This is a genomic window from Bradyrhizobium sp. AUGA SZCCT0160 (assembly GCF_018130105.1).
In the GTDB taxonomy this organism is placed as follows: domain Bacteria; phylum Pseudomonadota; class Alphaproteobacteria; order Rhizobiales; family Xanthobacteraceae; genus Bradyrhizobium.
Genome location: NZ_JAFCMD010000001.1, coordinates 1 through 22,338, shown reverse-complemented (window position 1 = coordinate 22,338; position 22,338 = coordinate 1). Strand labels below are relative to the sequence as shown.

The following is a 22,338-nucleotide window of genomic DNA, read 5'->3' as shown; positions in this document are numbered from 1 at the left end:
AAGCCAATAAGTCGGCTATCGTTGCGAACATGATGTCGTTTTTCCGAAAGGGGCCTTCCTCCACGATCATACCCTCATGCGGCGCAAGGTAAGCTTAAGTTTCTTCGCCTTGGCTTGGACGCCCATAAAAGACCTGTGAAGTTCTTTGCCGATGCTGCGGGCGTCTTTTCCGGCCTGAGCCATTGAACGTAGTGCCGCCACTTCCGTTTCCGTCCAGCGACGCGTCTTGTATGGCGCCCGCCGGGTTATCATTTGGCCTTACCTCAGCCCAAAATCGACAAGCCGGTCGCTCCCGAGGGAGCATTGATGAAATCAAGATGGCCAGTTGATGGGCGAGTGCTGCAGTCGTCGCTTGATCATTTCCTCGCGTAGTTTGTCCGCCCGTTCCCGAACCCTGGGGCTCGCCGTGAAATGCTCTTTATGCTTTCGATCGGCGTCGGCTTGTTGGCGGATGCTTTCATAATAATGCGCGATGCTCTCATCAGAAATTCGCTCGAAACTCATAATCAAACTCCTGCCTTAAGTGGTGGCCGTCGAACGTACGGGTGCGCGGCCCGCAGAAAAGCTTACCACGTTTTCCCAATGTGGGAACTGGCACACAGTGCTCGACGCGACAAAGTCAGACAATGCTACCCACGCTTCGCAGATTCGGTCATGGCTGAACCCTCCACGCGGCCTACGTGGCCCGCTATAACGGCGGGCGCCCCGGGGTCGACGGCTCTCGTCGATCAGTATCGCGAAGCCGATAACGTTCGGCGCGACAAAGATCCCGACAAGATCATGGCTCTTGGTCGTGCGAACTAGAATTCTGCCCCGCATGGTGAGTCCGCAAGACTGGCAACAAGGGAGCAGGGGCGATCAAAATGCACATCAGCGGGTAGCGAAAACCGTTCCAGGTGAACAGCCGAACTCGCTTGCCCTCCCGTTGAGTGATAAGCCAACAGCCATCGTGCCTGATCTCGTGGAGCCAGTCTTTGGGAAGGGGGACCTCGGTGCCGCGGGGCGGAATGCAGGGGGTGGATCTCGCCCTGGCCCGGACAATACACAGACGACCTCTAATCGCAGAGGCCGAGCGTCTCATGGCCACCGCTATCGAAAGATAAGATCTGCCGCTGTCTCGTAATTCAAGCAGCCGGCGATCATCCTCCTCCGTCCAAGGCCTGTTCCTACTTCCAACCATCGCAAGTTTCACGACGTCAGGGCGATACGACGAGGCGTTAATTCAAGGCGCAGGGCTCCGTTCCAACCGGGAGGCAAGCGCCGGAACGAATCCTGGGTCGGGGTCTTGCCTTGCATGGGTTTGTATTTCTTTGACATTCAAATAGGGGACGCGCCGCGGTCCGTTAATGAGGAAGGCGAGCGCTTTCCCGATCTCGATGCCGCTCGTGTGGAAGCCGGCTTGGCACTTTGCAACTTAGGGCGGGATTTGATGCAGTCTGGCCAGACGGTATCGGAGATCACGATTTGGGTCAGAGACGAGATAGGCGAGGTAATGCATGCCAAGCTGGAGTTCCGAATAAGCCGGCTGAATTGATTCCAACTATTTTCAGGGGTGCCGGGACGATTGGCACCTTACAGAGGTCGTTTCCTTCATCGTCCACTACGACGAGGCAACGAGGTGTGTCGCCGACTCAACAGCCATCGCATTCGCAATTTGGTGCGCCTGCGTCCGCGGAAGCGCGATAATCGCACCCATCGTTCCTCACGGGCAGAAGGTTTCGGATAGTCTTTGAATTTTAGCTGCCAGCCAAAGTAACCCATTGACCGGCTTGCACACGCATCACAAACACGGCCGGACCTGAGACGCTCGTCTTATAGATGAGGGCCTCACTCTCCCTGATATCGGCGAAATCTTTGCCAAAAGCATCAGTAACATTTGTCTTGTGTGTGATCGCGAGGTTATTCAACCCTGCCTTGGGAGCCGCGTCGACAAGCTCGCGAACGGCGCGTCCGGCCTTGGCGTTTTTGCCATCGGGGTTGGCCATCCCCGAAGCGCTACCTGAGCTGCTGTCGGTCAATGCATCCGTTGGGGACACTTCCTTGCCGCCAATCAGCTTTCCGGTTTCGACGGCGCGATGAAGGCGGCTCGTGTAGACGTCGCCGATCGGCACACCCAGCTTCTTCAATGCTGCGCCGATCTCGCGCGCGGTGTTGCGGCCTTTCTCATTAAGTTGCCGTTGCGCACTCATGTCGTCGAATTTGAAGGGAAAGACGTCCTTCTGACTATCGTCGGTAGCGCCATGTCGAAATACGATCACGTAGCCGCCGTTTTTCAGCGAAGAGACGAGGCCATCCAGTTCGGCCGCTTCAGCTCGCGGCAAGACAACAAACAGAACAGCGATGAGCAAAAAGAACAATCTGGCGCGGCTCAAATTTCTCTCCTCTCAATAGTTTGGTCACGAAAGAGGGTAAAAGAGCGTATGCCTAAGCCTCCGTCAACTGTTTAGGAGTTAAGCTCGTAAGGTAAGTGGTGCAGTCCGCGTGAAGCTCGTCAAAAGAAAGCACCTCGGGGAGGCCCGCTTCCGGCACTTTCCGGACCAGGAAGGACTGCCTGGCAATGTCGCGTTTGATGGGTTGAAGCGGACTTCGCACGCGTGAAGCGAGGTTCTGAAAATGACCCATAGCCAACTTGCGGCCAACGACAGCCATGTTTCTGAATTGGTCCAAGGTCACGATCCGTTCCTACGGGCGGCAAGGTACTAGCCTGTTTCGCCCCCTACCCAGTTTGAAATGCCGTGGCCTGATCTGAAGAGTGATGTCTGTGTGACGTTCAGCACAGCTGGGAGAAACGGAGCCCGGGTACTCTTCGATCACGGATTGAGGGATGCCCCTCCCGAGCAACAGGAGAACTGCAATGATCAATTCAAAAGACGAAATTTCGTACTCGGAAATCGACGCGTTGACGGATGCCGAACTGGAGGCGATCAGCGCCGGGGGCATTATCAGCTGGCTCCGTGGCCTCTTTGGAGGGCCCGGCGACCTTCGCCGTTCGACCGACCGCCCGACTGACCCCGTTCATAAATAATGGAACGGCAGGAGAGAGACATGACCAAGTCTATCCATGAAGCCTGTGAGCTGAGCATCAACGAACTCGATGTCGTCAGCGGTGGTAGTATGCTCAGCATGGCAATCGATGCCGCCGAAAAGTACTTGCAAGGTTTGGGCGGCCGTTTGATGGACGCCGTGCACCAGCCGGTAACGTCAAAACCATCCATGAGCCTGCACATGCGATAATGCCGGTTCCGCAAACCCGAATTGAGAGGCCGCCTCAAGTTGGCCTCTCATTTGTCGGTGCGATCCCATGTCGCCTGCTGGCATTTTTGAGAAACATCCCTGCTTGCCTTCCGGATGTCTGCTTTCGGGGGACTCGGAGTTGCGTTTCGCGCCCGTCAAGGCAGCTTTGACCCCAGAGCGGACAAACCTCTGGCACACATTGATTTCTTTCGGTTGGCGTGTAGAACGGTGATCGGGTGCTCGCTGCATGTGGCAGTGACAGGTCAAAGCGATGGTCGGGCCGCCACGCGGAAAGCGTGCGCCCCAATGAACCGTCCGCCATCAGACGAAAAATTTCTCCGTGCCCAATCCCTCGCCGGGTGGGCTGTGAATGTGCCCCTGCTGCTTGTTGTCGCCGCAGTGGTCCTCTCGGGCGTCCTGTTCGCACATCCAGCCGCGGCAGCATCCACGACCGGCGTGTACTCGGCTCAGCCCATCTACCTGTTCGGCGTTCCCATTGATTTCATTCTGTTCGGCCTGACGCTGCTCGGCGTCGCCGTGTTCCACCACAAGACGCTTGAGGTGGCGTTGACCGGGCTCGCGGCCGTTACGCTTTACAAGCTGCTGTTTACCGGCTTCCGGCAAGGCGGGGGCCTGATAGGCCTGATGTTCCAGCTTCACCACGAATGGATTGTTCTCGCCAATTTGTTTCTGCTGCTGATGGGTTTCGCCATCCTGTCGCGGCATTTCGAGAACAGCCGAATCCCCGACGCGATGCCCGCGGTCCTGCCAGACGGCTGGAGCGGCAGCCTGGTTCTGCTTGCCATTGTTTTCGTGATGTCGGGCTTCCTCGATAATATTGCCGCGGCCCTGATCGGCGGCACGATGGCGCGGCACGTGTTCAAGGGCAAGGTACATATCGGTTACCTTGCCGCCATCGTTGCGGCCGCCAATGCTGGCGGCGCTGGCAGCGTCGTCGGCGATACCACCACCACCATGATGTGGATCGACGGCATCGGCCCGCTTCGTGTCATCGAGGCCTACGTCGCCGCCGTCGCCGGCTTCCTGATCTACGGGATACCGGCTTCGCTGATCCAGCACCGCCATTCTCCAATAGAGAAGGATGCCCAGCGCGGCCGGTACATCGATTGGACCTATGTGGGAATTGTCGCTGCAATCCTGACCATCGCCGTTGTGGCCAACGTCATCGCCAACCTGAAATTTCCAGCGGTGCTCGATGCCGTCCCCGTGATCGGACTTGCGGTGTGGATCGTCATTCTCGCGGCCGCGCCGCTGCGTCGGCCGGATTGGGCGATCATGCCGGAAACGTTCAAGGGCACGGTCTTCCTTCTGGTCCTTGTCATCAATGCGTCCTTTATGCCGGTCGAGGAATTGCCTGTCGCCTCGTGGCAAACCGCGCTGGGGCTCGGCTTCCTGTCTTCGGTGTTCGACAACATCCCGCTGACGGCGCTTGCGCTCAAGCAGGGCGGCTATGACTGGGGTTTTCTTGCATATTCCGTGGGCTTCGGCGGTTCGATGATCTGGTTCGGCTCGTCTGCCGGGGTCGCGATCTCCAATATGTATCCGGAGGCCAAGTCGGTCGGCCTGTGGCTGCGCCACGGCTGGTTTGTCGCGGTTGCGTACATTGTGGGCTTCTTCGTTATGTTCGCCATTGTTGGTTGGAATCCTGACCCTCCACACAAAAAGCGCGCTGAGCTAGATGTGAACTATCAACTGAGCGTGGCTGGCCAGCTGTAAGGCGAGCCTAGCGCGGATGGAAGGTCGGCATTTGGTCAGCTGCTCCGCGATTATTTCTTCGTTCCCGGCACCGGACGCGAACCCTTCGAGAAGCCGTTAGATAAGTAGCTATGGGCCCTTCTTTTCGTCTGCGTTCAGGGCGTCTCTTAGCGCGTCTCCGCGGCCGAGAAGGCCAAGTTATCCAGCTCTTGGGTCTCCAGCAGGGCGGGTCGCTTTAACAAACGATCCCAAACCATCCACTTGTCGCCACTACCATTCTGTCTGACGAGATAGCGGAGCAGCGCTGGCTCGACCATGGATGTTCTACTAGTCCTTTTTATCGGGCCGATGAGTGACGGCCGAACCCGCTGCTGTCTTGAAACTCATTTAACCTACGCTGGGTTGCAATGCGAGGGCAAGCAGGGTTTCCGATTTTCTGACTTCCTGGCCGGGCCACCTGGATTCTGAACGCGAAGGGTTCATTGCCCCCTTTGTTCTTTAGAAAAGAGCCGGTTCAAGAGACTGCAAAACGCCCTGGCATTAGCCTCGCTCAGTGAACGGAGCTGGTGCGTTCCGACCTCTGCGAAGTCATCCTCGTTTCGATCCCAGACTATCCAGTTGTAAATCAGGTCGGGAAACGTCTCGAACCGTTGATCGATCTCTTCCAATTCGCGCCTCTTATACCGCGGGTGCTTATATCGTTGGTCGTCAAAGAATTTGGCAGCAATTTGGCATATCGTTTTTTGTCCGAGGGGGACTGCACAAAGGCTGCAATGTCCATCGAACTGCATGGCCTCGGCAGAAGCGAGAATGGCTCGTTCCTCCTTTCAGTCTGATTTTGAGAAGGCCGCCAAAGTTGGCGGCCTCCTTCATTTGTTGATGTGATCGGGTCGCATGCTGGCACAAAGCGGACCTCCGTAAGACCGGCGTTAGTTAAATGCTAGGAACCGAACGTTCTTTCGTCACGATCGGGCTTGCTCGCGCGCCGCTGCGCTCCCAGCGGCTTATGAAACCTCTACGCGTTCATAATTCGTGAATTGTGTTTGCCCAATACTGGATCAAGGTGCGCCGCTCGATCAGATCGCGAGTGATCGAATCTGACATCCAGCCAGTGGGTGCCATGTTGCTCCGCTTCTTGTCTCGCCGCTTGGCAACGCAACGAGGCGCAAACCGAGCTGACACGGTTTCAAAAGGTGTAAGTCAGCCCTACCTAGCGTCTTTTCGACGACGGACAGAGCCGGTGCTTGAACCCGCTCTCGATGATGCGACACCATCGTTAGGTTAGCCGCTCATCAAATTTCGGGACGGGCACGCGGGCGGTGGTAGCGATTACACCGCATTTCGTTGTCAGTTTTCTGCGACCTCGCGCCGCCGCGATGGCCGCCCATGTCTCATCTTCGTGAGGAAAGACATGATGAAGCATTCGCCTGTCTTGTTCCTGTTGGCCGCCGCGAGTTTCGTCGTCTGGCTGGTTGCCGGGTTTGGTCTGGATGCCGATCTGCTTTTTGGAAAGGCGGATGCCACCACGTCACCAGCCATATCGTCCAGCGCCCCAGCTCCCGAGCCTTTGGATGCGGCTCACACCGCTAACCGAATGACGACCAGAATACTTGAACTGGATCAGGAAAAGCGTCTCGCCTTCTGGGCCTCCGTTTTGAAAAATCGAAAGCAGGCTTGCCGTGCTGTGGTTCTGGCCATGTATCAAGGAGGTACCGAATCCGGGGTCGACAGCTGGAACATTGGCTGTCGAGACGGCAACAAATATTCGATAAGCATTGGCCCCGGCGCGCGGGGCTTCGAGGCGGAGTCTCCGGTTTCAGTTTGCAATGGAAACACTTTCGCGCGACGTGCTGAATAGCCTCGGCAATGAGCGTTCAGCGCCCGCTCTATCTGCCGGCTGAGATCCGCTGCGACAGCGCCTAGTCGCCAGCGTGCGAGATTCATCATGACGATAACCCGATCGCGACATGAAACGGTCGTGTTCGAGCACCCATTCCGGATCGCGAGCGCTGAGCGGCTGTTACCGGCGGGCTCGTATGAAGTTATTATTATCGACGAAGAGTCGATTGAAGATTTACCGTTTCGGTCCTTTCGGCCCGTTGCCACCATGATGATGGTGCCTGCGCCGCCTCCCAGCAGTTCCGTCGAGGTGGTAACAATCGGTTCGATCGATTTGTCCGATGCCCGGGAGTCGATGCAATGGTGTCCCGATAGTGACGCGCCGGTCGACCGTGACGAGCATTGCGGTAGCGCCACGTCGAAAACCGGCATCGGGCTGACGCTGGCGGAGATCGAACGCAGCGCCAAGGTGTTGAGCGGTCGGCATCTGCAGCTTGAACCCGAGTTGCCCGCGACACCAGCGCAGCCATTGGCAGGCACGCTGCCAGAGCAGAAAGGGCCCCGCCGGGACCTGCGTATCGATGCTTGCCGCGGCATCGCGCTCTGGCTCATATTTCTGAATCATGTCCCCAACAACATCGGAAGCTGGCTGACGCTGCGGAACTACGGCTTCAGCGATAGCGCGGAAGTGTTCATGTTCGTCTCGGGTGTGACCTGCGCGCTGGCCTACGGCCAGGCGCGTTCGCGCGACGGTTGGAACGGCGTGATCAACCGAACGCTGCGGCGAAGCTGGGACATCTACGCCGCATTTCTGCTGCTGACCCTCGCTTGCGCCATCATGGTCTACCTCGCAGGCGGCGGCCGGGTGGCCGACGAGAGCAATACGCGCATTCTGCTGGAACATCCGGGCGCGACGTTCGCGCATGCCGCGATCCTCCAATACCGACCCGTCAACACCGACGTCTTGCCACTCTTCGTGATTTATCACCTTTTGTTCGCGCCGCTCTTGTGGCTGCTGCTGCGAATGCCGAACCTTGCGCTCTCCGCCTCGCTGTCGCTTTATGCGCTGGTGCACGTCTTCGGCTGGACCGTCCCGGCATGGCCGAACGGCGTCTGGTTCTTCAATCCGCTGGCCTGGCAGTTGCTGTTTGTGCTTGGCGCGTGGTGTGTCACGGAGGGCAACAGATACTGGCCGTGGCTAACCTTGCGCGCGGTGCTTGTGCTTGCGGTTCTCTATCTGGTTTTTAGCCTGATCATCGCATTGAGCTGGAGCGTCAAACCCCTGGAAGCGCTGGTCCCGCCAACGCTGGCGAAGCTGCTTTACCAGGCGGGCAAATCGAATCTCGATCCGTTGCGATTGCTGCATTTTTTAGCCCTTGCGATCATGGCGATATGGCTCGTGCCGCGCAATTGGCGAGGGCTGACGACGCCGGTGATGCGCGGAGCGATCCGCTGTGGCGAAAATTCGCTGGCGATCTATTGCCTCGGTGTCCTGCTGGCGCTCGCCAGCCACATCGCGCTGCTCGACATCTCGGATACGCTTCCGACGCAGATCGTGCTCAGTCTCGCAGGCATTCTGATGATGATCGCGGCTGCAACGCTGCTGAGTTCGACCAGGGTCAAACCCAGGTAGCCACACCCATTGGCTTGAGGCTACTATCTCGGAAAATGACAATGAAAGACGCAGTAGGTCACGGAGATTGACGACCGATGATTAAACGAATTGGAAGTGCACGTCCGCTCCTGCCACTTATGAGACATGCCGACCGGCCATGACGATGTCCGCTTCCGGGGAAAAACCGGAAGAGTCTTACGGCGACCAAACTGACGCGATTGACCCACATCAGACCTACAAAGGGTCGTTGAGTGATCGTTCCATGATGATCGTGCGCTCATCCCCGTAGTAGCTGTCGCGCACGGCCGTGAACCCAAGCCGCGCGTAGAACGATTCGGCGGTGACTGAGGACGGGACGGTCAACGAAGGGATGTTTCGCCCCCTCGCTGTGCGCTCAACCTCGGCCATCAGAAGCTTGCCGATCCCTTGAGCCTGAGCATCGGGAGCCACGAAGACTGTACGGACTACACTTTCGTCAAGACTTGCTGTTCCAACGACGCGATTGCCAACGGTAGCAACAAACACGGTGCGCTTGCCGATCAGTTGCAGCACGGCGCTCGGGCTGAAACTACGCTCGACCCTCTCGATGATCTCGTCTGTATAGTCCTTCGCATTCGTTTCGCGCAGTGCGCGCAAAATGACCGCGCTTATTTGGTCGGCCTCATCTTCAAGCGCAGGGCGGATACTACATTCCATTGATCCTGCATCCGAGTCGTCGCGTTCGATGCCGCCTCCCGATGGCGGCCTCGCTTATATATCAGGCCAAGCCTTCGATGTCGCCTGTTGGCACGTAGCGTCAGTTAGTGCGGTGCAGCGCGATGTCCGGAGTTGGGGGTAAAGCTGACTTGCCGTTTGGACGCCCCGACTTCTCAGTTTGACCCATAACAGACCATCTCGGGAGACAACCAATATTGGTTGATGCCGGCGTTGCGTTCTTTAACGTTCAGCTACGAAGACACGCCATTCGCCAGGGATCCCCTTAAGGGATTGGATACCGCGGTCGCCAAAACGCAACCCAGACCCGGCTACCAAATCCTTCACGGTGCTCGATACCAAAACCTCGCTTGAACCGGCAAGCGCCGCAACGCGGGCCCCGATGTGGACCGCGATACCGCCAACATCGTCGCCGATCATTTCACACTCGCCGGTATGGAGCCCGGCACGGATTTCAATGCCGAGCGGCCTGATCTCCTCGGCAATGGCGCAGGCGCAACGAACACCGCGCGCTGGACCATCAAACGTAGCGAGAAATCCGTCGCCGGTCGTTTTGACCTCACGGCCGTGAAAGCGTGCGAGATTGCGACGGATCGTGGCGTGATGATTATCCAAGAGATCACGCCAGCGCTGGTCCCCGAGTGCGGCAGCCTTCTCGGTAGAGCCGACGATATCCGTGAAGAGGACCGTCGCGAGGACACGATCGATGGCAACCGGAGCCCGTGATCCTGTCAAAAACTCCTCGATGGCATCCGCGATTTCGTCGGCGCTCTCACCAACGTAAAAAAGGTGGTCGATGCCGGGAAACTCCATGAGGCGAGCGCCGGGAATATGCGCTGCTACATCGCGTCCCCCCTCAACGCTGACAGTCTTGTCTCCGGTCCGGTGAATCACGAGAGTTGGTACCCGAACGGCCGGAAGAATCCCGCTGATTTCGATTTGGCTATTCATGCGCATGAGAGCGGCCACGGCGGCTGGGCTGGCGCCGAGCCGCTCGTTCCGCCCCCACCAGCGCTGGAAGGCCGCGTCATCCGCGCGCGTGGGCGCGAATCTCTGCAGGCTGCGGCCGGTGCCCCAAGCCTGCTCGACATAGCCGAAGAAAGCCGCGAGCGCTTCCTCGGTCGGAAGAAAACCGCGAGAAGCTGCCATAGAGGACCAGCGCGCGGCAACGGTGAGGGTAGGTCGCCGCAAATAAAATGGACAGCGGGGCACCTTCGGAAATCCCGAGCAGCGCGGCCTGCTCCATGCCGACGGCATCCATGACCGCTCGGAGGTCGTCCATGCGCTGGTCGAGGCCGGGAAGCTCAGCGACACGATCTGACATGCCGGTGCCGCGCTTATCGAAGGTCACCACGCGGGCGTAGCCGGCCAAGCGACTCAGAAAGCGAGCGAAGTCAGGTTGGTCCCAGTAGTTTTCCACGTTCGACACGAACCCAGGAACCAGAACCAGATTTATCGGGCCATCGCCAAACGCCTGATAGGCGATGTGAACGTCACCACTCCTGGCGTACTGCGTAACCGGGTGCATGGACGACCCCACTCGCGCGCGAGGATTCCTAGCTGAACTCCGACTTCCGACCTGAACCATAGCAGACAATTTCGCCCATCGGAAAACGGAAAGTCTGATGTTGGCACGAAACGGACCAGGCGGACCGGTGGAGGACGTCCATTGTTTGGGGAAGACCGGAAGTGATCGGCCTATTGCCAAACGTTGCCTTTGACCCGAAGCGGACATAGCTCCCGCTGGAGAAGGTTTTGAAGCCGCTCTTAATCTTCGATCCCGCCGACGATCACCATGTTGTCGGGCCCTCTGGCATTGAGCCTTAACGGAAGGAGCGCCTGATATGCCGGTGACTCATACCAAGCGCGCGCCGCTGGTAGCGTGGGAAACTCAACAATGAGCAGGCGGGTCGGCGTCCAGCCCTTATCGCGTCTGACTTCCCGTACGTCGATGTCGTTGGTTCGAACGATGGTTCTGCCGCCGTAAGGAATTAAAGTATTGAACGCCTTCTCCCTATAGGGCTTCATTGCTTCAAGATCACCGCCCGGTGGCACATCAAAGATTACATAGGCTGCCATCGCCTCTCTCCGAATAAGCGCTCGACGCCGCCTCCCGATCCAAAACGATCAGGAGCCGGCAAAGGCCCAAATGTTTAGCGTGGCTATCCCCTCACGCAGTTTCTTGATCGGAACGTAATCCGGCGAATTCCAGAACGCGTGAATCGCCTCCATGTTCGGAAACTCAAACATAACGACTGGCCGCTCGTCATGCTCGCCCTCCAGCACTTCCACCTTTGCACGTCTGGCAAGAAGCGTTCCGCCGAAGTTGGCGATGAACGGCACGACGGCTTGCACGTATTTCTGATACTGGGCTGCGTCCTCGATCGTACCTTGGACAATGAAATAGGCGGGCATATGAACCTCCATTCGACGTTAATGGACCCACATTTGCATACTCCGAGCGCGGAGTGCCTATTTGCCCGACAGCCGGATCGAGCCCTCCGCCATGCGCCGGCTCCACCTTCGCATTTGTAGTAACCGTCGCGCTCGACAACGAAGGTCGAGGATAACGCCACCATGCGCTCCCTAGGCCGCCGCAGCTCGTGCGACGATAGCAGTTCTACCCCGTCTATGGAGAATTTTGCTGATTCATCGAGAAGAATTGCATCGTCTGGCAACCTCGTGCGCTGATCGGGTCTAACTCTGCTTTGGCACCTTGAGATATACTTTGCCTATCCTGAGAATGTCCGTTCACCGGGGTAGACCAGAAGTCGCCGTGGTCCGGTCAAACCGACGCGAATGAGCCTTAGCGGACATGCTGCTTGTAATCTTCGATGTCGGCTTTTCGGCTGTTTGGCGGACATGGACCGCGCGCCTCGACTGAGGTCACCTTTACGCCAGGAGGCGCACGAGCCTCAACGGAACTGGAACAATGTCCATGCGAACTGATTGAAAATTGTTACGGTTTAACTGGGATAGACACAGAAGTATTCCTGGAGAAGCGTATTTATCAGGGAAGGAGCATCAAATGGATGACGAACGAAAATCATCAAAAGCGGGGGAACGGGCCGCTGAAGGCTTGCGCGAGGCGACTGCTAAGGAAGAAGCGAAAAACGAGAGCAAGACGGGGCACGACCTAGCTAAGGGCGCTGATCGCTTCGAAGAGCGCTCTAAAAGCTCCGATGGAAAAAGCGCAAAAGAAAAACAGTAGGGTGAACTATACAACAGACCCCGCGCGGCGTTTCCGTGCAAGAAACATGCAGGCCAACCGGGCCGATAGTTGGCTGAGGTGACGCGCCCTGCGAAAAGTCGAGCATGATCGCGAAAGTCCTGACGGCCGTAGCCACCTCTGCAGCCGGCGGATTAATTGGCCTGGGCTCTGAACCTTGGCCTTGGGGATTCCGTGTTTTGCTTTATTATTGGGACAAGCGTTTGATTGGATGCTTGTGTGCCTAACGCCGACGGGTTGATCGAAAACCTCACTCCATTCCGCTATTGGCACGTTTCGGACCAGACCGGCTAATCTGATGATGTCAGTTCATAGGGTAGCAAAGCGTACACTCGCGGCCTATCCATCGAGATCCACAAGATACACAACGTTAGTGTCACCTGATGGCTCGGTCGATTGCGTTGCTCGCCGATAAAGAGCTGCTTCTTCGGCGGTAGCCAATCTGACCTTCATCGTGGCCGTGGCGTCGCACAACGGCGTCCCATGAGACGTGATTGTGCTCAACTTTGTGCGTAACCTGCCGTGTTCGCAAAGACGTTCCGCGTCCGCGTGCCTCTTAGCCTGCAACGCAAGCGTTGGCCTGTCGTTGATCTCAATCGTGAATATCGAGATTGTGAAGCGGTGGTCCATTTGATCTCCGGCTTCCATTTATAGACCTACAGATCAATCCATCAGCAGATCATATTCCCGGCGCAAAACAGTTTGGACGTGAACCGCCGCGCGCGCGGCGGTATTGGCATCTGCCGTGCCCGCTGCGAGCACACACAGCGACCAGTTATTTTCAGCGTGCCTTGCAACACGATTGATCAATATGTCCTGGACGTTGTGACAGCCGGGCTGCTTTCTCACTTCTAACAACGCTCGACGCTGCAATTCCGGCATTGAAACGAGGACCTTGGGCATAGGTTGGCTCGGCTGTTTGGGGGCCGCTCGGCCCATACCTAACAAAACAAGGCCAACTCGGGTTCCTCTTGCGAGAGGCGTGCCCCGGCGAGGCATGATAGCAGGTCGATATTGCAGGTCGATCTTGCCGTCGTCACCCAAGGAACCGCGTGCAGCGTACGATGAACTGCGCCTTATCAGATTCGAAAGTGAAGCGGAGAATGTTCATGCCAAGGTAATTCGGCACTCGCGGTAGGCGAAACATCAGGGCCCCGCTTCGGGTGTCACCTCTTTGGTGGATCACGTGAGCTATCGAACCGTCGTAACACCGTTCTCGTCGAGGCGTGGGTCGACTTTCCTGTTCAAAAGAGCTGCGCAAGCGCATTTCTTGCTCGTTGAACAATCGCTGCCTATCAGCTTCCCGCTCTACCGACGCTGACAACTGGGCGTGTTTACGGTTGCTCCGCCACACCAAATAGAAAGCCAAGGCGACGGAGGCATAAAACGGCAGCAAGAAGATCATCGCCCAAACCAGGCCGATGAGAGCTGTCGCAAGCACCACTACGCCAACAATTAGTGCTATCGCGACGGGCATCAAATTCTCCGGCATGACAAGGCGGAGAGGCGACCCTTTGTTTCTGTGTATAGTTTTGAACAGTTACGACCGGCGCAGCGGGTGCGCTTCAGCGATTGCAGCTTGATTGGATCGAGATTGCACATTTTCAGTCCCGGTCGCCCGGTGACATTTCAGAAGCGAGCGCGTTTGCCGAAATCTTGTTCGGATGCAATGCAATAAGCTGGCTTCTTTTATAAGGGTAGCGGCGCAGATCGGAACAGTCCCTGCAGCGCATGTAACGCTCAAGCTCGTGCACCGGCGTCGTTTGACGGCGAATGATGTCGAGGGCTACTGGTGTTGCATCCGAGGCACTTCACTTCGAGGTAGCCGTAGCCCGCGTTCAAAGCGTCGCCGATCGCCGGGGAGGGTTGCGCTGGGCCTCGAAAGCCCAACATTCGCACGTTCCAAGCCTCGCAGGCGAGGCGGTCTACATTCTTCCGCGCCCTTGTTGCTTCCTCAGACTTCGCTCGAACGCTTGAGCCGAACAGATACGCGCGAGATCGGGTGCTCATCGGCACATAAAAGCGCGGCTGTTCGCTTACCGCAAATTATCAACGTCTGGGGGCGAGCCCATCGGCCGATACTGGCCCTCGTGGGTGTGGACAAAAGTTTGGTTTCTGAGCCGAGGAACGAAGGTCGTTGCCGCAAATTATCGCTCCGGCGGCAGGCAAGAGGAGCTGGGCTCGCACATCTGATGGAGGAGCGGCGGATATGAAAACGGCGTCGGTAGTTGCGGCCCTTTATCTCGGTACCTGTTCGCTCGCCTGCGCGCAAAGTTCGGCCGGCAGCGCCGGATCGACCGGGGCGGGCGGCGCGGCCGGCTCCACGCTTTCGAACGGAAACACCATCAGCGGGACCGGCGGATCGCCTGGCCCGAATACGTCAAATGCGCTCAACCGCGGGACGACCGGAAATAACCTCGGCGCGCCGCCAAACCGTCCCTCTGCTGGGCCTGCTGCTACGCACGGCAATGCCGTTGATACTCCCGCAGCAAAAGCGGCCACGCAAAATCTTGGCAATACAGACGCGGGCGTTCTCAAGAAATAAGCGCAGGACCGACAGTGTCACCGCAGCCACCGCACATACCGCGAGCCAACGAGCGCGCCGTATTGCAGAAGTTGAGCCTCACCCGTGGTCTTCCTCCAGAAAAGCTGTATCCCGCGGGCAAGGTTCTTATCGCCAACATGGTGGTGAAGGGGTGGATAAAGAAGCAGCCTGACGGCCGAACGTATTGTAGAACAGCGGCAGGCGACGAGGCGTTGAAGGCAATTATTCCCGTGAAGTGATAAGCCGGGATTTCATCGCCGAAAGGCGTCGCTCTTTACAGGCGTCGATCCAATCAACGACTATTCCGATCGCGTCGGAGCCGTCTTGGCCCTGTGCCATGTCCAGCTCGCTTAGGCCCCGAGGCGGAAAAGGGCCACACGGTGAACGGTGTTAGCTGGTATTCGTTGGTCAATATGACGACTGCAGACCTCCGCGTCGACCAATCCGCAGCATGTCGCAGGATCTCGCCGACGAGGTCGCGCCGCGGCCGATATAGGCGCGCGATAGCTGCTCCAACGTTTGCGTGATGCCGGCCTCAGTATTTTCGAACCTAATCCGATTGCCGCGCTGGAGCGAGCCGAGAGAAAGCACGCTTTGTAGGAATCACAATGTAGCGCAATGCAGCATCAGCTCTTCGGTGAACTTAGCTTCGTGAAGTTTATCGCGATCCAGACTCGCTCCAGCTACCGCATCGATTGCTGTAAGGGCCTTGTCGAACAACGCGTCAGCTTTTGAGGAGTCCCAGAGGCTCTCGCAAATAGCTTCGCAGTACTTATCCATTGCATTAGCGTTCCATTTGGGAATTGGGCTTTTATTGCCCAGCAGTCGAACCGCCATCAGAATCTGGAATCTTGCAACCTTATACCGCCGGACGGCGCTCCGCAACGCGGTGCCGGTCTGGCAGCTATCGAGGCCGCGCGCATGAGTGAGGTAGATCCACCAAAACTTAAAGTGCGGCCCCGGCCGAAAACCGGCGCCGAGCGCGCTAGGTCATGGCAATGCGCTGCTGGGTCGCGGCCTGACGTCAATGGAGAAGAATTTCGGAACTCGATGCTGCGATATGCGAGCGACCTCGAGGAGTGGCGCTGGAATTCATTGATTCGACTTGCGCGACTCGTCCAGCCGGCAATGGTCGGCCACGCAACGGCGAGTTTGTATTGAAGGTTTGATGCCGGGGGGGCGGGTTGGTCTTGGAAGGTGAGCTTTGGGTTTCCACCACAGGGGCTGGCACGCAGAGATTTTTTCGCCCCGGGGAGATCCTCAATCACCTATTCAAAGGGGTGAAATGTACAGGAAACCACCGATCTACTGGCACTTCTCGTAGTTTCAAATCATACGGAAAGGTGGAAAAGCAGTGACGAAATCAAAAGGCACGGGCCGCGGTGGCTTTAGGAAGGGTGCAGGCCGCAAGCCGCGGGCCGCTAGTGCTAATTGGGATGAGATTGGCAAGGCTTACTTCGCCGGGACGAACCAGCCCCTCGAGGAGATCCTTGGCGCTTTTGGCGTGAACTATGGCGATTTGCTCGCCCATGCAACGCGGAGCCACTGGCTGCTTCAGCGACCGTCAAAACCGCATCCGGACGACTTGGGGAGCTTGGCTAGCGCACTGGCAATGGAAATGTATTCAGTCCAAGGGGTGGCAAATCGAGCTCCGCGGTTTGTTTCGGCAATGGCCGCCCTTGGCGCGCGGGATGTCGACATTGCTGAGGCCTTGGGAATCGGGCTACCGGCTTTGAAAGCAGAATTCGGAAGCGAGCTTACAGCAGGCCTGCCAGCAAACTTGCGGAGGATCAGGTGATCGCGGGGGTGGCCCGCAGGCCTGCGGGAGCTCGGCGGCCCTGTCCCTAGGTGCCGATCAACCGCAGCTATCGAGGCTGCCCAGAAGATCGCCTTGGAGTGGGGTCCAAGAATTAGCCTTGTAACGGCGATAGGAACACTAGTTCTCCCAACTGGTTTGTTTCTCAATGAAACCCTCAGGGAGGAAGCCATGGGCTTTTTTACCAAAGACATTAAAACCCTCGACGATCTCTTCGTCCATACTCTGCGCGATATCTATTACGCAGAGCAGCAGATCGCGAAAAGTCTTCCGGACATGATCGAGAAGGCGACTGACCAAACCCTCAGGAACGGCTTTGAGACCCATCTTGCCCAGACCGAGGAACAGATTGTCCGCCTCGAGAAAGTATTCCAAATGCACGGTGTCGAAGCCACGGGCGTCGATTGCCCCGCCATCGACGGCATCCTGGACGAAGCCAGCGAGGTTGCCGGCGACGTGGACGACAAGAGCGTGCTCGACGCGGCCCTGATTGCTGCAGCCCAAGCAGTCGAGCACTACGAAATCACACGTTACGGAACGTTAATCGCATGGGCGAATATGCTTGGCCGCAGTGACTGCGCGTTACTGCTGCAGCAAAATCTCGATGAGGAAAAGGCGGCTGACAGCAAGCTGAACGCGATGGCACTCAAGAGTGTGAACCGCAAGGCGGCGTAATTTTTAATGAAGCGCAGGAGTGTAGGGCTGTCAGATTCCAGTGGCAGCCCTCTCTCTTACATGAGGTCGCGTGAACGCTGCAAACCATCCCGGTGATTCATCCTATGAGCGTCGTAGCTTCTTTTTTGGGGCTAATTAGCCTAGCGTTCGCGGGAACGTTCCAGTGGGAAGGGAGCCGGGCTAGCCGTTGGCTGGTTGGTTCGTGTGCTTATCCCGGCAGATAAAGAAGCATTGCAGCAGCCGTTACGCCGCACACAACTATCTTTATTGTGATGCCGATGATCAGACCGGTGTTTTGCATCGTCGCTTCCCCTTACACCTAGCAGCAGCGTCCAATGATGCTTGCTAAAAGAGCGCCCTTGTAAAAATTTGGAACCTCTTTGGTCAATTGTGCGTTCAGGGAATAAATATGTAGGAGATTTCCTATGACAGGAATCATATCGTCCCTTGGGACAGCAACCATCCTGTTTTCGATCGCGATAGCCAGCGCTCAGGCGAAAGACAAGCCCAGCCAGGCCTTCCTCAAGAAGGCAATCGAGGGCAATTTCGCTGAAGTTAGCATGGGAGACCTTGCACAAAAGAATGGTCAAAGCGATGACGTCAAAGCGTATGGCAAGATGCTTTCTGCAGACCACGCCGCCGCCAATCAGAAGGCTTTGGACGCTGCCAAGGGCGTGGGGGTAAACCCACCAACCGGCCCGAATGCGAAGCAAAATGCCGACTATGACAAGATGTCTAGAATGTCCGGTTCAGCTTTTGACAAAATGTTCGCTACCCACATGGTGGCCGATCATCAGAAAGATATCGCCGAATACATGAAGGCGTCTAAGCTCAAGGATGCAGCCGGCGAATATGCCTCAGGTCAAATCGATACGTTACGGAAACACCTCGATGGCGCAAAATCGTTGCAGGTCGGTAAGTAATAATTGCCGCCGGTAGGCTCCCAGAAGGCCGTCTGCACCTAAGTAATGTCTTACCGGTGCTTGAAATCTCTCAGATGGAGGGTCTTCTTATGAGCAAGGTACTCAGGCTAATAGCCGCGGCGGCTTTAAATAATGACAAGCTGGGAGAACAGGGCGAAGGAAGCCGCTGCCGTTACCGAGAGAAGTGCAGGGGCCCCCGATGACCCGCCGAAGAGTGCTAGTAATGTTTACCGGCTTGGTCATTGCTATGTTGTATGGAATCTTTGTTGTATGGAATCTTTGCATTGAACGAAAATCTTTGGATGGAGGCCAAAAATGGGCCGCCATCAACAATCGGTAGATCCGGAGACTTTAAGTCGCCGGGCGGAACTACAGAAGCAAGTGAGCGAAGCCGTATCTAGATGCGTTTTGGCAATACGCTGAAATTGTTTTAATTTGCTCAGTGGACGCCTGGTCCACAATCACGTCGGATCCTGCGCCTAACCGTGGGCGCTTTTAACATCCCTTGCAGATACTTTTCACCTTTGCATCGACCTTGGCGTTCTCTTGGCTAATTACCGCGTCAGCGGGAGTGGATGGGCCGCCTGGCGTTACCGTACCATCGATGCGGCCAGTGCTTGTGCCGCCAGCTCTGTTACCTGCCGTTCCTGTTGTAACAGAACCGCGAGGTGCAGAGTTTCTCCCGCCAGCATTTCCAGGCGAACCACCAGAATTGGCGGTCCCCACCGTATTCGTGCCCGGTGCATTCGGAGCTGCAGCAGAATTGGCCGCCCCACTGGGGTCGTTCAACGAATTGTTGAGGCCCGCAGGATTGCCGGGCCCGTTCGGGGCACCGCTGATGGCCGAGTTACCGGCTCCAGCGGAGCCTGCGCTAGGGGCTGCAGTTCCGGGACTGGTCCCCACAGACCCTCCCGAAGCGCCGCCGGCAGACGCGCCGCTTGACGAACTGCCCCCAGCGGACGCTCCGCCCGAGCTTCCACCACCGCCTCCGCCTCCACCACCTTGAGCAAATGAGGCAATGGGCGAAAGCACAAGAGCTGTGATGAGCAATTTGACAGGGAGGCGTATCGACATAATCAATCTCCTTCTCCGCACGACAATCAATTGAGAAAGGGGTTGTTCCTATTCCCCGTAAAGGGGCGGCCGCGGACGCATCCTAGAGGTGCTAGACGTCACCGCAGCGGATTTCGTGAGCGCCGATACGAGCGGCGAGCCATTGGCTGTTCAAGGGCCGTCGGAACGAACTCCGCTATGACGACTAAAGAAATTTTAACTGGGAGGAGGGGTCCATGAAAGAAATAGTACTGGCGGCAGCACTTTCCTTTTTGGCAAGACCTTCATTGGCGTTGGCTCAGACCGGCGGACCAATGATGGGAAAAGACACCAGCAAAACCGGCACCCAACGCAGGTGCCAGTGTGCCGACCACAGTTGACCCAAAGGCCAAGAAACCAGCCATCCTGCCAGGCGCTGATGTCAGCAAACCAGGCGCATCGCCGCCCAACGCAGAGCGAGTGTGCGTCGCGGCTGAGGCTAAGAAAAGGAAGTAAGACAACATCAGCTTGTGCGGGCGGTCTGAACTGGGTGCAGAATCCTGGGTGTTCCGCGCCTATGCCGGAATAAGCTCTCCGCGCACCCAGGAAGCCGCGCTCCGCGAGCGCGTAGCCACCTGGATCGCGACCGTGATCGCCGCCGTCGCCAAAAGTGCCAGCGTCAAAACGCGTCGGGAACAATAAGAATGTCCCCGAGTTCGGCACAGGAAGGAATCAAGGTCATGCAACAGACGGCCGATCGATCGCTCCGAGAGCTACAGCGCGAGACCGAGCAGACGCGCGCAGGTCTGACCCAAACGGTCGATCAGCTCAAGGCGAGCGTAACCGACACCGCGAGCGAAATTCGCCAGCGCATCAGTCCCGAAAGCATCAAGGCGGAAGTCAGGAGCTACGTCCGCTCCAAAGGCGAAAGCATGTTGGAGGACATAACGGCGGCCGCGCGTCGCAACCCGATGCAGGCGGTGGCCGTGGGCGCAAGCCTCGCCTATCCGCTCTTCAGGTTCGCAAGGGCAATTCCGTTGCCCGTGCTGATGGTCGGCGCGGGGATCTTTTTCGCCGGCACAAAGAGCGGACAATCGATCACCCAGAAAGCCTCCGACATGGCCTCCGGTCTATCGGACGAACTCGGCCGGCGCAGCCAGGATATGGCGGCACAGGTTGGAGAGGCAGTCAGTTCGGCAACGGGCGCGGTTTCGGATGCCTCCGGGCGCGCTGGCGAGGCGCTGTCCGCGAGCGCGGACCAGGTTCGCCGTACCGCAACATCCTCGATGGCGGAGCTCAATCTGGCAGACCGGCTAAAGGACTCGGCCGCCGCGGCAGGTGACGCGATCAACACGCGTGTCTTCGATATCAAAGACAGTGCGTCTGACCTTGCTGGTTCCGCGATGGATTCGTCGCGAGATATGGCCGCCGGCGTAGCCTCTGCCACCCGAAACGCCGCCTCGTCCGCGGCGAATGCGGGGTTGGAAGCGGCCCGCGGTGTTCGCGACAAGGCAGCGGATTATTCCAGTCGCGCCGGAAAGACAATGTTGGACACGATCCAGCAGAATCCACTTCTGGTCGCGGGCGTCGGTCTGCTGGTTGGAGGTCTGATTGCGAGTGCACTTCCCAAGAGTGAGCTGGAGGAGGATCTCGTGGGCGATGCAGCCACGGCCGCCAGAAGACGGGCGAGTGAAGCAGCTTCCAAAGGCTTCGACGCTGCCAAGGGCGTAGCGGGCGAAATTTTTGAAAACGTGGCGCGGCAGGCCGGCGCGGAAGGCCTCACCCCGGACAAGCTGAACGAGTCGGCCCGCGAGATCGGGCAACGCGTCAGGCGCGTGGCGGAAAGCGCTGTCACGACGGCGTTCGATCCGGACAAGTCAACCCATTCACATACCGGTGGAGGAAACTGACATGGCTGACCTCATTGGAACTGCACATCAAGGCACGGCGTCTTCCGGCCAAGATTCCGCAAGAGCCAAATTTGACGACGCGGTCGCATCGACCAAAAGTTTGAGCGAGCAGGCCATGTCGGCGGGCCGAGACCTCACCGACAAGGCGAAGGATATTGCTGAAAGCTCGACCGACACCATTAAGGGCCAGGCCTCCGATTTCGTCGATGCGGCCAAGGATGTCGCATCTCAGGCTACTGACAAGCTCAAGGACGCGGTCAACAGTCAAAAATCGTCCGGCGCGGAATACGTCGGCAACCTGGCAGAAACAATGCGGCGCGCGGCACGGGAGTTTGATACGGATCTCCCGCTCGCGGGCAGCTACATCCGGAAGGCGGCCTCCCAGATCGAGGGCGTTTCCGATCACATCCGCAACGGTAACCTGAACGATGTGGTCCGGAATGCGCAATCCTTTGCGCGCCGTCAACCGACGGCCTTCCTTGGCTTGGCGGTCCTCGCGGGTTTTGGTGCCGTTCGGTTCCTCAAGAGCTCCTCCATTGACGACGGCCCGAGTTCGCAAGCCATGAGAACGGACAGCCGCTCCTCAGCAGCAGACAACCGAGGGTACCGCGATGACTTCTCGAACTGATCGTTCGATCCCGGAACTGTTCAGCGATGCGGTTGGTCAGCTTGCAAAGCTGATCGGAAGCGAATTTGCGCTGGCTCGCGCCGAAATCTCCGAAAAGGCCGGACAGGCCGGGAGAGCCGCCGCAATGATGGGTGCTGGGGCGGTCATCATGATTCCCGCGCTTGTCCTACTGTTGTTTGCCGCGGCGGCTGCCCTCATACAGGGCGGCTTTTCCGAGCCCATCGCATATCTCATCGCCGGTGGCGGCGCAGCGGTCTTATCGATCGCCCTCATCGTGGTGGGCCTTAACCGCCTGTCGGGCGATGCACTTGCGCCCAATGTGATGATTGAAGAAGTCGAACGAGACAAAGCGGCAGCGAGGGAGATGGTTCGATGACCGACATAGCTGAAAAGGGCTCGGACTTTATCAAGGATCTTGGCAACGCAGCGCGCCGTAATCCGGTCTCCGCGGCACTCATCGGA

At 57.7% G+C, this 22,338-nt stretch carries 24 protein-coding genes and 1 pseudogene; 14 read left to right on the top strand and 11 right to left on the bottom strand.

The window, feature by feature from the left end; translation table 11 throughout:
- Positions 1–312: 312 nt before the first annotated feature.
- The gene (locus JQ558_RS00115) at positions 313–504 is read right to left on the bottom strand and encodes a hypothetical protein (protein ID WP_212292461.1); all 192 of its coding nucleotides are present in this window, start codon (positions 502–504) and stop codon (positions 313–315) included.
- 790 nt (positions 505–1,294) lie between these two features.
- Between JQ558_RS00115 and JQ558_RS00110 the strand changes: the two genes are divergently transcribed.
- The gene (locus JQ558_RS00110; RefSeq protein WP_212292460.1) at positions 1,295–1,534 is read left to right on the top strand and encodes a DUF6894 family protein; all 240 of its coding nucleotides are present in this window, start codon (positions 1,295–1,297) and stop codon (positions 1,532–1,534) included.
- A 202-nt stretch (positions 1,535–1,736) separates the two neighbouring features.
- Here JQ558_RS00110 and JQ558_RS00105 read toward each other — a convergent pair whose 3' ends face one another.
- Entirely contained in the window at positions 1,737–2,372 is a 636-nt protein-coding gene (locus JQ558_RS00105; protein ID WP_249142253.1) for a histidine phosphatase family protein, read from the bottom strand.
- A gap of 482 nt (positions 2,373–2,854) precedes the next feature.
- On the opposite strand from JQ558_RS00105, the gene JQ558_RS00100 reads away from it, so the two are divergent.
- From JQ558_RS00100 to JQ558_RS00080, 5 genes are all read left to right on the top strand, one after another.
- Positions 2,855–3,025 (top strand): hypothetical protein, encoded by a 171-nt coding sequence (locus tag JQ558_RS00100; RefSeq protein ID WP_212292459.1) that lies wholly within the window; start codon positions 2,855–2,857, stop codon positions 3,023–3,025.
- A 20-nt stretch (positions 3,026–3,045) separates the two neighbouring features.
- Positions 3,046–3,234 carry a hypothetical protein gene (locus tag JQ558_RS00095; protein ID WP_212292458.1) on the top strand — a complete coding sequence of 63 codons (189 nt, stop codon included), beginning with the start codon at positions 3,046–3,048 and terminating at the stop codon, positions 3,232–3,234.
- Positions 3,235–3,690: 456 nt separating this feature from the next.
- Positions 3,691–4,971: a citrate transporter gene (locus JQ558_RS00090; protein WP_212292858.1), complete on the top strand. Its 1,281-nt coding sequence runs from the start codon at positions 3,691–3,693 to the stop codon at positions 4,969–4,971.
- Between the two features lie 1,390 nt (positions 4,972–6,361).
- The gene (locus tag JQ558_RS00085) at positions 6,362–6,808 is read left to right on the top strand and encodes a hypothetical protein (RefSeq protein ID WP_212292457.1); all 447 of its coding nucleotides are present in this window, start codon (positions 6,362–6,364) and stop codon (positions 6,806–6,808) included.
- A gap of 336 nt (positions 6,809–7,144) precedes the next feature.
- Positions 7,145–8,422 (top strand): OpgC domain-containing protein, encoded by a 1,278-nt coding sequence (locus tag JQ558_RS00080; RefSeq protein WP_249142252.1) that lies wholly within the window; start codon positions 7,145–7,147, stop codon positions 8,420–8,422.
- 216 nt (positions 8,423–8,638) lie between these two features.
- Here JQ558_RS00080 and JQ558_RS00075 read toward each other — a convergent pair whose 3' ends face one another.
- The 5 genes from JQ558_RS00075 to JQ558_RS00060 all read right to left on the bottom strand — a co-directional run bounded on the left by JQ558_RS00075 (position 8,639) and on the right by JQ558_RS00060 (position 11,533).
- A complete protein-coding gene (locus JQ558_RS00075) occupies positions 8,639–9,100 on the bottom strand; it encodes a GNAT family N-acetyltransferase (RefSeq protein WP_212292455.1) in 462 nt (153 codons plus the stop codon).
- A gap of 240 nt (positions 9,101–9,340) precedes the next feature.
- Positions 9,341–10,075, bottom strand: coding sequence for an adenylate/guanylate cyclase domain-containing protein (locus JQ558_RS36960; protein ID WP_249142251.1), 735 nt, complete (start codon positions 10,073–10,075; stop codon positions 9,341–9,343).
- Positions 10,076–10,145: 70 nt separating this feature from the next.
- A complete protein-coding gene (locus JQ558_RS36955) occupies positions 10,146–10,646 on the bottom strand; it encodes an alpha/beta fold hydrolase (RefSeq protein WP_249142250.1) in 501 nt (166 codons plus the stop codon).
- Between the two features lie 239 nt (positions 10,647–10,885).
- Complete coding sequence (locus JQ558_RS00065) at positions 10,886–11,197, bottom strand: DUF1330 domain-containing protein (RefSeq protein ID WP_212292454.1); 312 nt, start codon at positions 11,195–11,197, stop codon at positions 10,886–10,888.
- A 48-nt stretch (positions 11,198–11,245) separates the two neighbouring features.
- Complete coding sequence (locus JQ558_RS00060; protein ID WP_212292453.1) at positions 11,246–11,533, bottom strand: DUF1330 domain-containing protein; 288 nt, start codon at positions 11,531–11,533, stop codon at positions 11,246–11,248.
- 613 nt (positions 11,534–12,146) lie between these two features.
- Between JQ558_RS00060 and JQ558_RS00055 the strand changes: the two genes are divergently transcribed.
- The gene (locus JQ558_RS00055; RefSeq protein ID WP_212292452.1) at positions 12,147–12,329 is read left to right on the top strand and encodes a hypothetical protein; all 183 of its coding nucleotides are present in this window, start codon (positions 12,147–12,149) and stop codon (positions 12,327–12,329) included.
- 681 nt (positions 12,330–13,010) lie between these two features.
- Here the strand turns inward: JQ558_RS00055 and JQ558_RS00050 are convergent.
- From JQ558_RS00050 to JQ558_RS36950, 3 genes and pseudogenes are all read right to left on the bottom strand, one after another.
- Positions 13,011–13,250, bottom strand: a complete 240-nt coding sequence (locus JQ558_RS00050; RefSeq protein ID WP_212292451.1) for a hypothetical protein — start codon at positions 13,248–13,250, stop codon at positions 13,011–13,013.
- Between the two features lie 133 nt (positions 13,251–13,383).
- Positions 13,384–13,824 (bottom strand): hypothetical protein, encoded by a 441-nt coding sequence (locus tag JQ558_RS00045; protein WP_212292450.1) that lies wholly within the window; start codon positions 13,822–13,824, stop codon positions 13,384–13,386.
- 127 nt (positions 13,825–13,951) lie between these two features.
- Positions 13,952–14,357, bottom strand: a pseudogene (locus JQ558_RS36950) (hypothetical protein).
- Between the two features lie 199 nt (positions 14,358–14,556).
- Between JQ558_RS36950 and JQ558_RS00040 the strand changes: the two are divergent.
- Complete coding sequence (locus JQ558_RS00040) at positions 14,557–14,892, top strand: hypothetical protein (RefSeq protein ID WP_212292449.1); 336 nt, start codon at positions 14,557–14,559, stop codon at positions 14,890–14,892.
- A 603-nt stretch (positions 14,893–15,495) separates the two neighbouring features.
- On the opposite strand, the gene JQ558_RS00035 is transcribed toward JQ558_RS00040, so the two are convergent.
- Positions 15,496–15,729, bottom strand: a complete 234-nt coding sequence (locus JQ558_RS00035; RefSeq protein WP_212292448.1) for a hypothetical protein — start codon at positions 15,727–15,729, stop codon at positions 15,496–15,498.
- Positions 15,730–16,879: 1,150 nt separating this feature from the next.
- Here JQ558_RS00035 and JQ558_RS00030 point away from each other — a divergent pair.
- The 6 genes from JQ558_RS00030 (at position 16,880) to JQ558_RS00005 (ending at position 22,252) form a co-directional block, all read left to right on the top strand.
- The gene (locus JQ558_RS00030; RefSeq protein ID WP_212274647.1) at positions 16,880–17,383 is read left to right on the top strand and encodes a ferritin-like domain-containing protein; all 504 of its coding nucleotides are present in this window, start codon (positions 16,880–16,882) and stop codon (positions 17,381–17,383) included.
- A 425-nt stretch (positions 17,384–17,808) separates the two neighbouring features.
- On the top strand, positions 17,809–18,306 hold the full coding sequence (locus JQ558_RS00025) for a DUF4142 domain-containing protein (RefSeq protein WP_212274646.1): 498 nt from the start codon (positions 17,809–17,811) through the stop codon (positions 18,304–18,306).
- Positions 18,307–19,595: 1,289 nt separating this feature from the next.
- Positions 19,596–19,739 (top strand): hypothetical protein, encoded by a 144-nt coding sequence (locus JQ558_RS00020; protein WP_212274645.1) that lies wholly within the window; start codon positions 19,596–19,598, stop codon positions 19,737–19,739.
- 339 nt (positions 19,740–20,078) lie between these two features.
- Positions 20,079–21,248: a hypothetical protein gene (locus JQ558_RS00015; RefSeq protein ID WP_212292447.1), complete on the top strand. Its 1,170-nt coding sequence runs from the start codon at positions 20,079–20,081 to the stop codon at positions 21,246–21,248.
- A gap of 1 nt (position 21,249) precedes the next feature.
- A complete protein-coding gene (locus JQ558_RS00010) occupies positions 21,250–21,876 on the top strand; it encodes a YtxH domain-containing protein (RefSeq protein WP_212212603.1) in 627 nt (208 codons plus the stop codon).
- On the top strand, positions 21,860–22,252 hold the full coding sequence (locus JQ558_RS00005; RefSeq protein WP_212212606.1) for a phage holin family protein: 393 nt from the start codon (positions 21,860–21,862) through the stop codon (positions 22,250–22,252). Before JQ558_RS00010 ends, JQ558_RS00005 begins: the two co-directional genes overlap by 17 nt.
- Positions 22,253–22,338 lie beyond the last annotated feature (86 nt).

What these genes read in the sequence shown, in the direction of transcription:
- JQ558_RS00115 (WP_212292461.1), bottom strand. Translation starts at nt 504, where the DNA reads ATGAGTTTCGAGCGAATTTCTGATGAGAGCATCGCGCATTATTATGAA.
- JQ558_RS00110 (WP_212292460.1), top strand. Translation starts at nt 1,295, where the DNA reads ATGGGTTTGTATTTCTTTGACATTCAAATAGGGGACGCGCCGCGGTCC.
- JQ558_RS00100 (WP_212292459.1), top strand. Translation starts at nt 2,855, where the DNA reads ATGATCAATTCAAAAGACGAAATTTCGTACTCGGAAATCGACGCGTTG.
- JQ558_RS00095 (WP_212292458.1), top strand. Translation starts at nt 3,046, where the DNA reads ATGACCAAGTCTATCCATGAAGCCTGTGAGCTGAGCATCAACGAACTC.
- JQ558_RS00085 (WP_212292457.1), top strand. Translation starts at nt 6,362, where the DNA reads ATGATGAAGCATTCGCCTGTCTTGTTCCTGTTGGCCGCCGCGAGTTTC.
- JQ558_RS00080 (WP_249142252.1), top strand. Translation starts at nt 7,145, where the DNA reads ATGCAATGGTGTCCCGATAGTGACGCGCCGGTCGACCGTGACGAGCAT.
- JQ558_RS00075 (WP_212292455.1), bottom strand. Translation starts at nt 9,100, where the DNA reads ATGGAATGTAGTATCCGCCCTGCGCTTGAAGATGAGGCCGACCAAATA.
- JQ558_RS36960 (WP_249142251.1), bottom strand. Translation starts at nt 10,075, where the DNA reads ATGCGCATGAATAGCCAAATCGAAATCAGCGGGATTCTTCCGGCCGTT.
- JQ558_RS36955 (WP_249142250.1), bottom strand. Translation starts at nt 10,646, where the DNA reads ATGCACCCGGTTACGCAGTACGCCAGGAGTGGTGACGTTCACATCGCC.
- JQ558_RS00065 (WP_212292454.1), bottom strand. Translation starts at nt 11,197, where the DNA reads ATGGCAGCCTATGTAATCTTTGATGTGCCACCGGGCGGTGATCTTGAA.
- JQ558_RS00060 (WP_212292453.1), bottom strand. Translation starts at nt 11,533, where the DNA reads ATGCCCGCCTATTTCATTGTCCAAGGTACGATCGAGGACGCAGCCCAG.
- JQ558_RS00055 (WP_212292452.1), top strand. Translation starts at nt 12,147, where the DNA reads ATGGATGACGAACGAAAATCATCAAAAGCGGGGGAACGGGCCGCTGAA.
- JQ558_RS00050 (WP_212292451.1), bottom strand. Translation starts at nt 13,250, where the DNA reads ATGCCCAAGGTCCTCGTTTCAATGCCGGAATTGCAGCGTCGAGCGTTG.
- JQ558_RS00045 (WP_212292450.1), bottom strand. Translation starts at nt 13,824, where the DNA reads ATGCCCGTCGCGATAGCACTAATTGTTGGCGTAGTGGTGCTTGCGACA.
- JQ558_RS00040 (WP_212292449.1), top strand. Translation starts at nt 14,557, where the DNA reads ATGAAAACGGCGTCGGTAGTTGCGGCCCTTTATCTCGGTACCTGTTCG.
- JQ558_RS00035 (WP_212292448.1), bottom strand. Translation starts at nt 15,729, where the DNA reads ATGGCGGTTCGACTGCTGGGCAATAAAAGCCCAATTCCCAAATGGAAC.
- JQ558_RS00030 (WP_212274647.1), top strand. Translation starts at nt 16,880, where the DNA reads ATGGGCTTTTTTACCAAAGACATTAAAACCCTCGACGATCTCTTCGTC.
- JQ558_RS00025 (WP_212274646.1), top strand. Translation starts at nt 17,809, where the DNA reads ATGACAGGAATCATATCGTCCCTTGGGACAGCAACCATCCTGTTTTCG.
- JQ558_RS00020 (WP_212274645.1), top strand. Translation starts at nt 19,596, where the DNA reads ATGAAAGAAATAGTACTGGCGGCAGCACTTTCCTTTTTGGCAAGACCT.
- JQ558_RS00015 (WP_212292447.1), top strand. Translation starts at nt 20,079, where the DNA reads ATGCAACAGACGGCCGATCGATCGCTCCGAGAGCTACAGCGCGAGACC.
- JQ558_RS00010 (WP_212212603.1), top strand. Translation starts at nt 21,250, where the DNA reads ATGGCTGACCTCATTGGAACTGCACATCAAGGCACGGCGTCTTCCGGC.
- JQ558_RS00005 (WP_212212606.1), top strand. Translation starts at nt 21,860, where the DNA reads ATGACTTCTCGAACTGATCGTTCGATCCCGGAACTGTTCAGCGATGCG.